This is a genomic window from Pseudomonas sp. JL27(2026) (assembly GCF_056933555.1).
Genome location: NZ_CM167794.1, coordinates 4,899,060 through 4,911,909, shown reverse-complemented (window position 1 = coordinate 4,911,909; position 12,850 = coordinate 4,899,060). Strand labels below are relative to the sequence as shown.

The 12,850-nt window shown below is 60.1% G+C and carries 14 protein-coding genes; 7 read left to right on the top strand and 7 right to left on the bottom strand.

What is annotated here, in order from left to right:
• Positions 1 to 9: 9 nt before the first annotated feature.
• From AC1Z1G_RS22295 to AC1Z1G_RS22285, 3 genes are all read right to left on the bottom strand, one after another.
• The gene (locus AC1Z1G_RS22295; RefSeq protein ID WP_483622491.1) at positions 10 to 948 is read right to left on the bottom strand and encodes a MerR family transcriptional regulator; all 939 of its coding nucleotides are present in this window, start codon (positions 946 to 948) and stop codon (positions 10 to 12) included.
• The gene (locus AC1Z1G_RS22290) at positions 949 to 1,911 is read right to left on the bottom strand and encodes a YbgA family protein (RefSeq protein WP_483622490.1); all 963 of its coding nucleotides are present in this window, start codon (positions 1,909 to 1,911) and stop codon (positions 949 to 951) included.
• Between the two features lie 228 nt (positions 1,912 to 2,139).
• Positions 2,140 to 3,126 carry an NAD(P)/FAD-dependent oxidoreductase gene (locus AC1Z1G_RS22285; RefSeq protein WP_483622489.1) on the bottom strand — a complete coding sequence of 329 codons (987 nt, stop codon included), beginning with the start codon at positions 3,124 to 3,126 and terminating at the stop codon, positions 2,140 to 2,142.
• A 195-nt stretch (positions 3,127 to 3,321) separates the two neighbouring features.
• Between AC1Z1G_RS22285 and AC1Z1G_RS22280 the strand changes: the two genes are divergently transcribed.
• Both AC1Z1G_RS22280 and hemH read left to right on the top strand, forming a co-directional pair.
• The gene (locus AC1Z1G_RS22280) at positions 3,322 to 4,224 is read left to right on the top strand and encodes a TIGR01777 family oxidoreductase (RefSeq protein ID WP_483622488.1); all 903 of its coding nucleotides are present in this window, start codon (positions 3,322 to 3,324) and stop codon (positions 4,222 to 4,224) included.
• Between the two features lie 14 nt (positions 4,225 to 4,238).
• Entirely contained in the window at positions 4,239 to 5,261 is a 1,023-nt protein-coding gene (gene hemH / locus AC1Z1G_RS22275) for a ferrochelatase (RefSeq protein WP_483622487.1), read from the top strand.
• Positions 5,262 to 5,422: 161 nt separating this feature from the next.
• Here hemH and AC1Z1G_RS22270 read toward each other — a convergent pair whose 3' ends face one another.
• Positions 5,423 to 6,697, bottom strand: a complete 1,275-nt coding sequence (locus AC1Z1G_RS22270; RefSeq protein ID WP_483622486.1) for a uracil-xanthine permease family protein — start codon at positions 6,695 to 6,697, stop codon at positions 5,423 to 5,425.
• A 2-nt stretch (positions 6,698 to 6,699) separates the two neighbouring features.
• The gene (gene upp, locus AC1Z1G_RS22265) at positions 6,700 to 7,338 is read right to left on the bottom strand and encodes a uracil phosphoribosyltransferase (protein ID WP_483622485.1); all 639 of its coding nucleotides are present in this window, start codon (positions 7,336 to 7,338) and stop codon (positions 6,700 to 6,702) included.
• A 165-nt stretch (positions 7,339 to 7,503) separates the two neighbouring features.
• On the opposite strand from upp, the gene AC1Z1G_RS22260 reads away from it, so the two are divergent.
• The 4 genes from AC1Z1G_RS22260 (at position 7,504) to AC1Z1G_RS22245 (ending at position 9,483) form a co-directional block, all read left to right on the top strand.
• The gene (locus AC1Z1G_RS22260; protein ID WP_347901985.1) at positions 7,504 to 8,061 is read left to right on the top strand and encodes a hypoxanthine-guanine phosphoribosyltransferase; all 558 of its coding nucleotides are present in this window, start codon (positions 7,504 to 7,506) and stop codon (positions 8,059 to 8,061) included.
• 4 nt (positions 8,062 to 8,065) lie between these two features.
• Positions 8,066 to 8,539 (top strand): WbuC family cupin fold metalloprotein, encoded by a 474-nt coding sequence (locus tag AC1Z1G_RS22255; RefSeq protein ID WP_483622484.1) that lies wholly within the window; start codon positions 8,066 to 8,068, stop codon positions 8,537 to 8,539.
• 107 nt (positions 8,540 to 8,646) lie between these two features.
• Positions 8,647 to 9,132, top strand: a complete 486-nt coding sequence (locus AC1Z1G_RS22250; RefSeq protein ID WP_483622483.1) for a hypothetical protein — start codon at positions 8,647 to 8,649, stop codon at positions 9,130 to 9,132.
• Positions 9,133 to 9,195: 63 nt separating this feature from the next.
• The gene (locus AC1Z1G_RS22245; protein WP_483622482.1) at positions 9,196 to 9,483 is read left to right on the top strand and encodes a PA4642 family protein; all 288 of its coding nucleotides are present in this window, start codon (positions 9,196 to 9,198) and stop codon (positions 9,481 to 9,483) included.
• 116 nt (positions 9,484 to 9,599) lie between these two features.
• Here AC1Z1G_RS22245 and mqo read toward each other — a convergent pair whose 3' ends face one another.
• Together mqo and AC1Z1G_RS22235 are read right to left on the bottom strand one after the other, a co-directional pair.
• The gene (mqo, locus tag AC1Z1G_RS22240; protein ID WP_483622481.1) at positions 9,600 to 11,108 is read right to left on the bottom strand and encodes a malate dehydrogenase (quinone); all 1,509 of its coding nucleotides are present in this window, start codon (positions 11,106 to 11,108) and stop codon (positions 9,600 to 9,602) included.
• Positions 11,109 to 11,848: 740 nt separating this feature from the next.
• Complete coding sequence (locus AC1Z1G_RS22235) at positions 11,849 to 12,082, bottom strand: hypothetical protein (protein WP_483622480.1); 234 nt, start codon at positions 12,080 to 12,082, stop codon at positions 11,849 to 11,851.
• Between the two features lie 182 nt (positions 12,083 to 12,264).
• Here AC1Z1G_RS22235 and AC1Z1G_RS22230 point away from each other — a divergent pair, with 182 nt between their 5' ends.
• Positions 12,265 to 12,849 (top strand): YajG family lipoprotein, encoded by a 585-nt coding sequence (locus AC1Z1G_RS22230; RefSeq protein ID WP_347906277.1) that lies wholly within the window; start codon positions 12,265 to 12,267, stop codon positions 12,847 to 12,849.
• The last annotated feature ends 1 nt before the right edge of the window (position 12,850 follow it).

Sequence of the window (12,850 nt, the reverse complement as noted above, 5' to 3'; positions counted from 1 at the left end):
GATCAAGCATTAAATGAGTCCACGCTCAATCAGCTCCTGTTGCGCCGACAGCGGGTCGGGCGCCAGGAACAAACCGGCGATCTCTGATGTTTTTACGGACAACTCTGCGCGGTGGATGCACACCGTTGGCCCGGCAACGAGGGTTGGGCAACTGACGCCGTTCAATAGTTTTGTCAGTGGGTTGAGATTGATGGCTTTACTCGAATACAGCAGCACGCCCCGGGCTTGCAGGTGTTCGACGGCCAGCGCCAGCTCACCCGGTGGCAGGGGCCAGTCGAAAACCTCTACGGGGCAATCGGTGCTGCTGATCAGCCAGGCACACAGCCATAGGTGAGGTTCGAGTGGCAGGTCGGACTGGTTGACCAGCAGCCACGGCGCACCGCGCAACTGACGGTTGTTATGGTAGATACGTGCGCCAAATTTACTGCGTAGCCAGGAGTAGAAAAACACCCGCTCCATCTGCGCACTGAATTGCCCTTGCCAGCGCTGCTCGAGTTCGGCCAGCAGCGGTATCAGCAGTTGTGCGCACAAGGTGCGTGGCGGGTACAGCGACATGACCTGGTTGAACGTGTCATCGACCTGACGCTCGGCCAATTGGCTGATGGCCTGTATCAGTCTGATGCGTAGCACCTGCCAATCGTTCTCCACCGACTCGGCCTGGGGCGAGGTGTCAAGCAATGGCTTGACCTGGCTGACGGCCACGCCGCGATTGAGCCAGACGAGGATGTTGTGGATGCGTTGCACGTGTTCAGAGGAGAACAGCCGATGCCCCTTGGGCGTGCGGCAGGGCACGATTAAGCCGTAGCGGCGCTCCCAGGCGCGCAGGGTCACAGCGTTGACGCCGGTCTGCCGGGCCACCTCGCGGATCGGCAGCCAGCCGTCGTCGAGCGCCCTCTGGAAGTCGGGGCCCAGGTCTTCGCTGGCAGACGGGTCGGGTGTGGTTTTCATTTAAATCGCATTTCGCAGGCTGAGATTTTCCGGGTGCGGTTGCAGGTAGACCTGTTGCGCCACATACGGATGGGGGTGTTGCCGGAAGTGGTGCTTGAGCAGTGTCAACGGCACCACCAGCGGCACGATGCCGTGGCGGTACTGGCTAATCACATGCTGCACTTCCTGCTTGTCTTCGGCACTGATGGCCTGCTTGAGGTAACCACTGAGATGTTGCAGCACGTTGGTGTGGGTGCGGCGGGTGGCGCACCTTTTCAGGGCGGCCATCAGTTTGCTGAAATAGCGCCGGCCGAGCTCGTCGGGGTCGCACTTGCCCATGTTGCCCAGCAGGTTGCCCAGGGTTTTGTATTGCAGCGGGTGGTGGGCCATCAGCAGGTATTTGTAGCGCGAGTGAAAGTCAGTCAGGGCGCGACGGCTCAAGCCTTGTTGCAACAACTGTTGCCAGGCGGCGTAGGCAAACACGCGGGTCAGGAAGTTTTCCCGTAGCACCGGGTCGTTGAGGCGGCCGTCTTCTTCGACCGGTAAATCCGGGTGTCGGGCGCAGAACGCCTGGGCATAGATACCGCGTGCGCCTCCGTCCACCGGGCTGCCGTTGGCGTGGTAGACCTTAACCCGGTCCAGCCCGCATGACGGCGATTTCTGCATGAAGATGTAGCCGCAGATATCCCCCAACTCGTCGGCCATCTGCTGGCCGTAGTCGGCCAGGGGCTGGGTCACGTTGATGTCGGGATGAACCGTGCCCACCGCCATCGGATACGCGGGATCGCCCACCAGCCGGATCGGCTCACGGGGGATACCCAGGCCAATGGCGACTTCCGGGCAGACCGCAACGAATTCGAAATAGTCAGTGAGGATACGGCTGCACAAGCGCGACTCCTTGTGGCCACCGTTATAACGGACTTCGGCCCCCATCAGGCAGGCACTGATGGCGATTTTGGGTTTGCTGGTGGAGTCGCTGGGCATCGGGACACCTCTGATCTATCCCTGTACAGAGGATTTTGTCTGTACAACATGGATGGATAATAGATTTAAAGGTGTACAAGTCAAACTGATTGTATAAGTTTTTTGGGCGATTATCGCGAGTCAGCTCGCTCCCACAGGTATTACTTCCAGCCCGTTAGCCTGGCGTCGTGGTTTGCAGATAGGCTGCCGTGTGCTTTGACAGCAGCAATTTAACGGGCTCGATGCGTTTCATTGCAGATGTTGATGCAGGCGCCGAGCGGCTTCCTGGCCACTGAGCCAGGCCCCTTCGACGCGACCGGACAGGCACCAGTCGCCACACACGTACAGGCCCAGATCGGCATCGGCCAGTGCCCCCCATTCGTGGCTGCTTGCCGGGCGGGCGTAGAGCCAGCGGTGGGCGAGGCTGAAGGTCGGGGCGGGCATGGCGCTGTGCAGCAACTCTGCGAATGCGCCGTGCAGTTGCTCGATCACGGCTTCCTTGGGCAGGTCAATGTGTTGTCGGCTCCAGGCGCTGGTGGCGTGCAGCACCCAGGTGTCGAGCTGGGTGTCGCGCCCTGGTTTGCTGCGGTTGCGCGCCAGCCAGTCCAGCGGGCTGTCCTGCACGAAGCAGCCTTCCATCGGGGTGTCCAGCGGGGTATCGAAGGCGAGGGCGATGGCCCAGGTAGGGTCCATTTTTACCCCGGCGGCGGCCCCGGCAAGTTTCGGCGCTGCGGCCAGCAGGGCGGTGGCCTGAGGGGCCGGAGTGGCGATGATGACGTGCCCGAAGGGGCCATGGGTGAAGCCCTCGGCATCCTGCAGGTGCCAGTGTTCTTCGCCGCGATACACCTCCGTGATCCGGCAGGCGAAATGCACTTCGAGGTCACCGAGCAGGGCACGGGTGATGGCGCTCATGCGTGGGGTTCCGACCCAGCGGGTCTGTTCGTCCGGTGACAGGCTGAGTTGGCCACCTTGGTAGGTATAAAGTTGCGGCGCCCATTCGGCGACCCATCCATTGGCTTGCCAGCGCTGCACTTCGGTGACAAAGCGGCGATCGCGCGCGGTGAAATACTGCGCGCCCATGTCCAATGCGCCAGCATCACTGCGTTTGCTTGACATGCGTCCACCGCTGCCTCGGCCTTTGTCGAACAACTGTACGACATGGCCGGCGTCACTGAGAGCTTGGGCGGCGGAGAGTCCGGCGATGCCGGTGCCGATGATTGCGATGGGTACAGTCATAGGGGCCTCGTTTACCTTTTTGTACAGGCTACGCCGTGGTTCAAGCCTGTACAATATTGTTTTCCGGTATAACTTTTAGCGTTATCGTTCTGGTAGCTTGTCCTAGTGTTAAGCACAGAGCTTGCCCGATCCGAATGTCCCTGCTTATAAAAATAGACTAGTGATCGGCAGAAAACGCCACGCGAGGAAGAAGTCATGCACATATTGCTGACCGGCGGTACTGGATTGATAGGACGTCAGCTCTGCCGACACTGGTTGAGTCGCGGTCATACGTTGACGGTGTGGAGTCGCAGCCCCGGGCTCGTGGCCAATGTGTGTGGCGCGCAAGTGCGCGGGATCGCGCGGCTGGAGGACCTCGGCGAGGAGCCGGTCGATGCAGTGATCAACCTGGCAGGCGCGCCGATTGGCGATCGTCACTGGACACACAAACGCAAGGCGTTGCTGTGGAGCAGCCGAATCGGGCTGACCGAAACCTTGCTGGCGTGGCTGGAAAGCCGCGCACAAAAGCCGTCGGTGCTGATTTCCGGGTCGGCGGTGGGTTGGTATGGCGACGGCGGTGAGCGTGAGTTGACCGAGGACGCTTCACCGGTCAGCGAAGATTTTGCCAGTCAGTTGTGCATTGCCTGGGAAGAAACCGCGCAGCGTGCCGAGGCGCTAGGCATCCGAGTGGTGCAGGTGCGCACCGGATTGGTGCTGTCGGCCGAGGGGGGCTTTTTGTCACGGCTGTTGCTGCCGTTCAAACTGGCCTTGGGCGGCCCGATCGGCAGTGGCCGGCAATGGATGCCGTGGATCCACATCAACGATCAAATCGCCCTGATTGATTTTCTCTTGCATCGCAATGACACCCGCGGTCCTTATAATGCCTGCGCCCCGAAACCGGTGCGCAATCGCGAGTTTGCCAAGACGTTGGGCGGCGTATTGCACCGGCCTGCGATCCTGCCGATGCCAGCCTTTGCGCTGCGGCTGGGGCTTGGCGAGTTATCGCTGTTGCTGCTGGGCGGGCAGCGGGCAACGCCGGCACGGTTGTTGGCGGCGGGTTTCACTTTTCAGTTCACTGATTTGCGCGCGGCGTTGGACGATCTGTCCAGCCGCCTTTAGAAATAGGACGTTGCATGACCGATCACGCGTTGCTCCTGGTCAACCTGGGTTCGCCGGCTTCCACGAAAGTGGCGGACGTACGCAGCTACCTCAATCAATTTCTGATGGACCCTTATGTTATCGACCTGCCATGGCCGGTGCGGCGTTTGCTGGTCTCGCTGATTTTGATCAAGCGCCCCGAGCAATCAGCTCATGCCTATGCGTCCATCTGGTGGGACGAGGGTTCGCCGCTGGTGGTCCTCAGCCGCCGTTTGCAACAGGTTATGACCACCCGGTGGACCCAAGGGCCGGTGGAGTTGGCGATGCGTTATGGCGAGCCGTCGATTGAGTCGGTACTCACGCGTATGGCTGGGCAGGGCATCAAGAAAATCACCCTCGCCCCGCTGTATCCACAGTTCGCCGACAGCACCGTGACCACGGTGATCGAAGAAGCGAAGCGGGTGGTACGCGAGAAGAAACTGAATGTGCAGTTCTCGGTTCTTCAGCCGTTTTACGATCAGCCGGAATACCTCGATGCGTTAGTCGCCAGCGCCAAGCCTCACCTGGAGCAGGATTACGATCACCTGCTGCTCAGTTTCCACGGTCTGCCAGAGCGGCACCTGAAAAAACTAAACCCGGGCCACACCTTTGAGGGGCAGGGTGATTGCTGTGCCGGAGCGCCGCCGGAAGTGGTCGCGACCTGTTATCGCGGCCAGTGCTTGCGCACCGCTGCCGCGTTTGCGCAGCGCCTGGGGCTGCCGGAGGGCAAGTGGTCGGTGTCGTTTCAATCGCGGTTGGGCCGCGCCAAGTGGATCGAGCCTTACACCGAAGCGCGCCTCGATGAGTTGGCCAGACAAGGTGTGAAGAAGGTCCTGGTGATGTGCCCGGCGTTTGTCGCCGATTGCATCGAGACCCTGGAAGAGATCGGTGATCGCGGGCTGGAGCAGTTCCGCGAGGCGGGAGGTGAGGAGTTGGTGTTGGTGCCGTGCCTCAATGACAGCCCGGAGTGGGCGAAGGCGTTGAGCACGCTGTGCGAAAGGGCGCCGCTGGCCCTGTAGGTGAACAGCCTTGTGGCGAGGGAGCGTGCTCCCGCTCGGCTGCGAAGCAGTCGTCAATCCGGTTGCTGCGGTCTTTGTGATGCACCGTGGTGTCCGGTTTTAGAAGCGCTTCGCACTCCAGCGGGAGCATGCTCCCTCGCCACAGGGGGCTGTGTAAGCCGTTAGATCAACGGCTCATCCGGCTGTTTTTTCTTCCAGCCATCATTGCCCGGCAGGATCAGGTTCAACGCAATCGCCACAATGGCGCACAACGCGATGCCCTTGAGGCCAAAGTCATCCGGGCCGGTGCCGGTGCCAACCAGCACACCGCCAATTCCGAACACCAGCGTGACCGATACAATCACCAGGTTACGCGCCTCGCCCAGGTCGATCTTGTGGCGGATCATGGTGTTCATGCCCACCGCTGCAATCGAGCCGAACAACAGGCACAGGATCCCGCCCATCACCGGCACCGGGATGCTTTGCAGCAGCGCACCGAACTTGCCGATAAACGCCAGGCTGATGGCGAAGATCGCCGCCCAGGTCATGATTTTCGGGTTGTAGTTCTTGGTCAGCATCACCGCGCCCGTGACTTCGGCGTAGGTGGTGTTGGGTGGGCCGCCGAGCAGCCCGGCCGCGGTGGTAGCGATACCGTCACCAAACAGCGTGCGGTGCAGGCCTGGTTTTTTCAGGTAATCACGACCGGTCACGCTGCCGACAGCAATTACGCCGCCGATGTGCTCGATGGCCGGGGCCAGCGCCACCGGAACAATGAACAGAATGGCCTGCCAGTTGAACTCTGGTGCGGTGAAGTGCGGCAACGCGAACCAGGGCGCGGCAGCAATTTTCGCGGTGTCGACGACGCCGAAGAAAAACGCCATGCCAAACCCCACCAGCACGCCCGAGATGATCGGCACGAGGCGGAAGATGCCTTTGCCGAACACCGCCACGATCAATGTGGTCAGCAGGGCGGGCATGGAGATCAACATCGCCGTCTGGTAAGGGATCAGTTCAGTACCATCGCCGGCCTTGCCCATCGCCATATTCGCGGCAATGGGCGCCATGGCCAGGCCGATGGAGATAATCACCGGGCCAATTACCACTGGGGGCAGCAGGCGGTCGATGAAACCGGTGCCCTTGATCTTCACGGCCAGGCCGAGAAAGGTGTAAACGAAACCGGCCGCCATCACGCCGCCCATGGTCGCCGCGAGACCGAACTGGCCCTTGGCGAGAATGATCGGGGTGATGAAGGCAAAACTCGACGCCAGGAACACCGGCACTTGCCGTCCGGTGACCACCTGGAACAGCAGAGTCCCGAGGCCCGCCGTGAACAGCGCGACATTCGGGTCGAGGCCGGTAATCAGCGGCATCAATACCAACGCGCCAAACGCCACGAACAGCATCTGCGCGCCAGAAAGAATCTGGCGCCAGAGCGGGTCGTTGAACTCATCCTGCATGCTCACGCGTCCTTCTGCTTGGTGCCGAAGATCTTGTCGCCAGCATCGCCCAGGCCAGGAATGATGTAGCCGTGTTCGTTCAGCTTCTCATCAATGGAGGCGGTGTAGATGGTCACGTCCGGGTGGGCGTTCTCGACAGCCGCAATGCCTTCTGGCGCGGCTACCAGGACCATCGCACGGATGTCTTTGCAACCGGCCTTTTTCAGCAGGTCGATGGTGGCGACCATGGAACTGCCGGTGGCGAGCATCGGGTCGATGATCATGGCCAGGCGCTCGTCGATCTCCGGAACCAGTTTCTCCAGATAGGTATGAGCCTTCAGGGTTTCTTCGTCGCGGGCCACGCCGACAGCGCTGACCTTGGCGCCCGGGATCAGGCTCAGGACACCTTCGAGCATGCCGATACCGGCACGCAGGATCGGCACGACGGTAATTTTCTTGCCGGCGATTTTTTCAACGGATACGGTGCCGCACCAGCCTTCAATGTCATAGGTTTCAAGGGGCAGGTCTTTGGTGGCCTCGTAGGTCAGTAGCGCCCCGACTTCCTGAGCAAGCTCACGGAAATTCTTCGTGCTAATGTCTGCGCGGCGCATAAGGCCAAGTTTGTGTCGGATCAGCGGATGGCGGATCTCACGGATGGGCATAGGGAAAAGCTCCGGCGGCGGGCAAAAAAAACGGCCTAGATTAATCTATCCGGGGGTGTTGTCCTATAGACATACAGTACGTTAGTCCACAAACGCTTGATCTGGCCGTTCGGGATGCGTACCTTTGCCCGCTTTTCCGAATCCGCCACCCCCTTGGAGAGCGCCATGTCCGCTGATCTCGAGCATATCCGTCAAATCATGCGAGAGGCTGACTGCCTGTACACCGAAGCTGAAGTCGAGGCGGCCATCGCCCGCGTCGGTGCACACATCAACGAAGAACTCGCTGAGCGCAATCCGGTGGTGTTCTGTGTGATGAACGGCGGCCTGATTTTCTCCGGCAAGCTGCTCACCCACCTGAAGTTCCCACTGGAAGCGTCCTACCTGCACGCCACCCGCTATCGCAACGAAACCAGCGGCGGCGAGCTGTTCTGGAAGTCCAAGCCGGAAGTGTCCTTCATCGACCGTGACGTGCTGATCATCGACGACATCCTCGACGAAGGTCACACCTTGGGCGCGATCATCGACTTCTGCAAACACGCCGGCGCCCGCGCCGTGCACACTGCCGTACTGATCGACAAGGACCACGACCGCAAGGCTCGCCCGGACCTGAAAGCCGATTACGTCGGCCTGCCGTGCATCGACCGCTACATCTTCGGTTATGGCATGGACTATAAAGGTTACTGGCGCAATGCCGCCGGGATCTTCGCCGTCAAAGGAATGTAAAAACATGGCAACGCCCAGCTTTCTCGATCAAACATTGTTTACCGAACTGGCCGGGAAAGCGGCGGCCAACCCGCGCGGTCGGCAGCATCACAACTTCCACCAGATGGAAGAGCCGTGCCACCGGATGGCGGTCGGCTTGCAGCCGGCCACCTACATTCCGCCTCACCGGCATTTGAGTGACGACAAGGCAGAAACCCTGCTCGTCCTTCAAGGGCGCCTGGGCGTGCTGATCTTCGACGAGGCGGGGCAGGTTGTCGCCAAGCGGGTCTTGCAGGGCGGCGGCGATACCCTGGGGGTGGATTTGCCTGCGGGCGTCTACCATGGCCTGGTGGTGCTGGAAGCGAACAGCGTGATGTTCGAGTGCAAGTCCGGTCCTTATCGGCCGGTGGGCGAGGGTGAGCATGCTCACTGGGCGCCCCGCGAAGGTGAGCCTGGCGTCGCCGAATACCACGCCTGGATGCGTGCGCAGTTCGATTGATCTTCACCCATGTGGGAGCAAACCCGCTCCCACATGGGATCGTGTTCACAGATTCACTTTCCTATACCCCATGCTAGAGTGCTTGGCCCCGCCCTCCGGAGCCTGTCATGAGCCTTTTGATCCGCAACTGCGCCGCCCTGTTGCTGACCCTCAGCCTTCCGCTGGCGGCCGCGCCAGCGGTCATGCACGGGCAGTTCCTGCCACCCGACGACCTGTTGCTGCGTGGTGGTCAGCCCGAGCAACAGCAACTGTTGCAGGTCACCGAGTATTCGGTGGTGGTCGGCAGTCAGCGTCAATCCACGCAACAGCCTATCCCGGTGACTTCACCGTTAATGATTCGCCTCAAGGGCAAGCCCTTGAACAAGGGCGCGACCATCAGCCAGGTGCTGGTGAATTTCGACGGTGAAAGCAAAAGCCTGAAAAAACCGATCTATGACGACAAGAGCAAAACCCTGACGCTCTACTACCCGCAGGCTCAGTACCGGGTAGTGATGGACTTGCTGCGTAACGATACGGTGTATTGCCAGTTCCTCAGTTACGCCAACGGGCATGTCTGGGCAGACCTGCACACCGGCAGCCAACGCACGCGTTGAGCCTGGGGCCGCGCGGGGGGTAAACTGCCCGCCCCGTGTAATGTCTGCGAGCTGGAGTCGGCAATGCGTAAAGATAAAAAGCAGTTGATTGGTGACGAGATCGGCGATGCGCAGATCAAACTGTTCCTGGATTTCGAACCGGTCGACGCCACTTCACCGTCCCTGCACAAGCTGATCAAGGCTTACCGTGGCTTGCGGATCGACGATTTCGAGCGTTTCCTGGTGTTCTTCGTCGAGGCCGGGCTGGACCTGAACGGCAAGGATGAGCACGGCAATGACTTCGTTGCCTTGATCAAGGATCAGCGCAACGCGCCGGACTACATCGAGCTGATCGAAAAAGCTCGCGGCTGATTCCTCAGGTACATCGGTAAGTGTGGCAAGCGCCCTCGCCACAAATCAGGTTTGCCCGGTCATAAAAAAACGCCCCGCTCTCAACGAGAACGGGGCGTTTTTTATGCCTCAAGACTTTAAGCGAAGCTTGGGGTCTCGCTGCTTTCTGCAACCAGCTCCAGCGCGACGTTATTCTGCGCGTTGATCTTGCGATACAGCGCAGCGTCGGTTTCCAGGACCTTTTCACGGGCCGGGAAGATTTCCGCCAGTTTGGCGGCCCATTCACCGGAAGCTTTGTTCGGGAAGCATTTTTCGATCAGTTCCAGCATGATCGAAACCGTTACCGACGCGCCTGGCGAAGCGCCGAGCAGTGCCGCGAGGGAACCGTCCTTGGCCGCCACCAGCTCGGTGCCGAACTGCAGAACGCCACCTTTCTTCGGGTCTTTCTTGATGATTTGCACACGCTGGCCAGCCACTTCCAGGCGCCAGTCTTCGGCTTTGGCTTCGGGGTAGAAGCGGCGCAGCGATTCCAAGCGTTGCTCCATCGATTGCATCACTTCGCTGACCAGGTACTTGGTCAGGTCCATGTTGTTTTTCGCCACGGCCAGCATCGGACCGATGTTACCGGCGCGAACCGACATCGGCAGGTCCATGAACGAGCCGTGCTTGAGGAACTTGGTGGTGAAACCGGCGTATGGCCCGAACAGCAGGGATTTCTTGCCATCGACCACGCGGGTGTCCAGGTGCGGCACCGACATCGGCGGCGAACCGACCGCCGCCTGGCTGTACACCTTGGCCTGGTGGTGCTTGACCACTTCGGGGTTGTCGCAACGCAGCCATTGGCCGCTGATCGGGAAACCGCCGAAGCCTTTGCTTTCTTCGATGCCCGAGGCTTGCAGCAGTGGCAGCGCAGCGCCACCGGCACCCAGGAAGACGAATTTGGCGTCGACATCACGGGTGTTGCCGCTGTTGACGTCCTTGATGCTGACGGTCCAGCCGTTGCTGTTGCGCTTGAGACCGGTCACACGCTTGCAGTACTTGACCTGGGCATCGGGTGCGCTGGTCAGGTGCTTGAGCAGTTGATTGGTCAGGGCGCCGAAGTTGACGTCGGTGCCGTTCATCACGCGGGTCGCGGCGATGGTTTCGTCAGCCGGACGCCCCGGCATCATCAATGGCATCCAGTCCGCCATTTTTGCCTTGTCTTCGGTGTATTCCATGTCGGCGAAGGCGTGGTGCTTGCTCAGCACCTTGAAGCGTTCCTTGAGGAACGAAACGCCTGCATCGCCTTGCACGAAGCTCAGGTGCGGGACCGGGCTGATGAAGGATTTCGACGAGCCGAAGGTGCCTTTTCTGGTCAGGTAGGACCAGAACTGCTTCGACACCTCGAACTGGGTGTTGATGTGCACGGCTTTCTTGATGTCGACGCTGCCGTCGGCGGCTTGCGGCGTGTAGTTGAGCTCACACAGCCCGGCGTGACCGGTACCGGCGTTGTTCCACGGGTTGGAACTCTCCGCGGCACCGGAATCCATCAACTCGACGACTTCCAGCTTGATCGCGGGGTCGAGCTCTTTAAGCAGTACAGCCAGGGTGGCACTCATGATGCCGGCCCCAACCAGTACTACGTCGACTGCTTCGTTATGCGCCATTTAACGCGTCTCCAAAATCTGCAGCACCAAATTGTCGGCATAGCTGCCAGGAGTTACGGGGCAAGCTTTGTAGAGCCCCAGGTCACCCATGGCCAGGATCGCCATGTCCGAATCTTCGCAATTTTTTGCAACTTCGACAGACGCTACCCACCGGGCTTAGGGTTCCTATGAACTCACTTCAGCGCGCGGGAGGCAATTCGACTTATGGTCGATACGTCCGTTTGTGCAACCAAATCCGTAGCGGACAGGCTTCAGGCTCCGGTGTTTGAGGAGCACTCGGTCCTGTGTCGTTGGGCTGTTGTAGACGCTAATGGTGCATGTTCAGACGCAAAACTATTCATTTGCTCGCCACACTCTCGTGAAGTTGTGAAAACCCGTTTTTTCACGCTCTTTTGAAGACGTGAACCTCAAAAAAGGGCTGTCCCAGCCTGGCACTGTGCCCGAGGATCGCCGCCATCGACACAACAATGGCAGGCAACGCAGGCAAACAGCTCAGTGACCGAGCGTAATGACAGCTCTGGCAGATTCGCGAGAAGGGGTGTTTTGCAGGGTAAACAGCAAGCACGCCAGCTTCACTCGATCTGTGTGGGCGGCTCTCTGTGGGCGGTTCTGGGTGCCAATACGTGCGTATTGACGGTGTTGCGGGGCCCGATCAGGAGACGTCCTTATAATCGGGGGGAGATTGTAGCGAAGAAACGCAGGGAAATGGTCGTGTTTAATGACTTTTATTAGCCGTCTGGTCAGGAGGGCAACAGCTGTTGCAGCCATGAGCGTGTAGCGCGCCCGCTGACACGGGCGCTGTCGGGCAACGGCCGGTGCAACCAGTTGAGGCGGATCTCCTGGATTTCCACCCAGCCTTCGCCCGTTGGCACCTGTTGGCAGTGCCTGAACGCCAGGCAGCATTGATTGTCGTCGAGCTGGGCGAAGTAGCGATATTTACGGCGTGAGACGAACAGCGGCCAAAGGATTGTCATGGCTATGTATCCGGTGTGTGACTGCCTTGAAGATTGTCAGTGTGGCATGACATTGGCGTTACTGCCTGGCGCGGCGCATGACTTTGCACAACTGTTCAGCCCGTATTCAGGGTCGCTGGTTTGCACCCGGCCCCCACCGCTATACTGCCGGTCTGTTTGTGCCTGATTCTGGAGAGAAGCGCATGTTGCAACGCCTGTTGTTCGGTTTGATCACTGTGACCAGTTTGACCCTGGTTGGCTGCGCCCACAGCCCGCAACAACTCAGTCCGCAACCCAAGCTCACGAGCCAGCTTGCACCTGTAGGCCATGGCCAGCCGGTGGTGGTGCGTGTGGTTGACGGCCGTCCGTCGCCTACCTTGGGCACCCGTGGTGGCTTGTACCCGGAAACCAGCGCCATTACCGTACAAGGCGCCGATATCCTGCCCAAGTTGCAAGCCCAGGCTGAAGCCGCCGTTCGTCTGCTGGGTTTCACCCCGACTGCCAACGCCTATAACGCGCCGCAGTTGACCGTGACTCTGGCCGAGTTGAAATACCAGTCGCCCAAAGAAGGCATGTACGTGACCGAAGCGACCATCGGCGCGACCTTCCGCTCCGATGTGCAGAACGCCAACCGTCGCTACAGCGGCCGTTACGGTGCCTCGCTGGACCAGCGTTTCGGCATGGCGCCGAACCAGGAAACCAACACCAAGCTGGTGGGCGATGTACTGAGTGATGCGCTGACGCGTTTGTTCAAGGACCCGACCGTCGGTCAGATCCTCGGCGAGTAAA

Bases quoted from the DNA above. Each gene is read 5' to 3' on its own strand.
- AC1Z1G_RS22285 (WP_483622489.1), bottom strand. From the start codon at position 3,126: ATGACTGTACCCATCGCAATCATCGGCACCGGCATCGCCGGACTCTCC.
- AC1Z1G_RS22260 (WP_347901985.1), top strand. From the start codon at position 7,504: ATGTCCGCTGATCTCGAGCATATCCGTCAAATCATGCGAGAGGCTGAC.
- AC1Z1G_RS22270 (WP_483622486.1), bottom strand. From the start codon at position 6,697: ATGCAGGATGAGTTCAACGACCCGCTCTGGCGCCAGATTCTTTCTGGC.
- AC1Z1G_RS22235 (WP_483622480.1), bottom strand. From the start codon at position 12,082: ATGACAATCCTTTGGCCGCTGTTCGTCTCACGCCGTAAATATCGCTAC.
- upp (WP_483622485.1), bottom strand. From the start codon at position 7,338: ATGCCCATCCGTGAGATCCGCCATCCGCTGATCCGACACAAACTTGGC.
- AC1Z1G_RS22295 (WP_483622491.1), bottom strand. From the start codon at position 948: ATGAAAACCACACCCGACCCGTCTGCCAGCGAAGACCTGGGCCCCGAC.
- AC1Z1G_RS22280 (WP_483622488.1), top strand. From the start codon at position 3,322: ATGCACATATTGCTGACCGGCGGTACTGGATTGATAGGACGTCAGCTC.
- AC1Z1G_RS22250 (WP_483622483.1), top strand. From the start codon at position 8,647: ATGAGCCTTTTGATCCGCAACTGCGCCGCCCTGTTGCTGACCCTCAGC.
- AC1Z1G_RS22255 (WP_483622484.1), top strand. From the start codon at position 8,066: ATGGCAACGCCCAGCTTTCTCGATCAAACATTGTTTACCGAACTGGCC.
- AC1Z1G_RS22290 (WP_483622490.1), bottom strand. From the start codon at position 1,911: ATGCCCAGCGACTCCACCAGCAAACCCAAAATCGCCATCAGTGCCTGC.
- AC1Z1G_RS22230 (WP_347906277.1), top strand. From the start codon at position 12,265: ATGTTGCAACGCCTGTTGTTCGGTTTGATCACTGTGACCAGTTTGACC.
- hemH (WP_483622487.1), top strand. From the start codon at position 4,239: ATGACCGATCACGCGTTGCTCCTGGTCAACCTGGGTTCGCCGGCTTCC.
- mqo (WP_483622481.1), bottom strand. From the start codon at position 11,108: ATGGCGCATAACGAAGCAGTCGACGTAGTACTGGTTGGGGCCGGCATC.
- AC1Z1G_RS22245 (WP_483622482.1), top strand. From the start codon at position 9,196: ATGCGTAAAGATAAAAAGCAGTTGATTGGTGACGAGATCGGCGATGCG.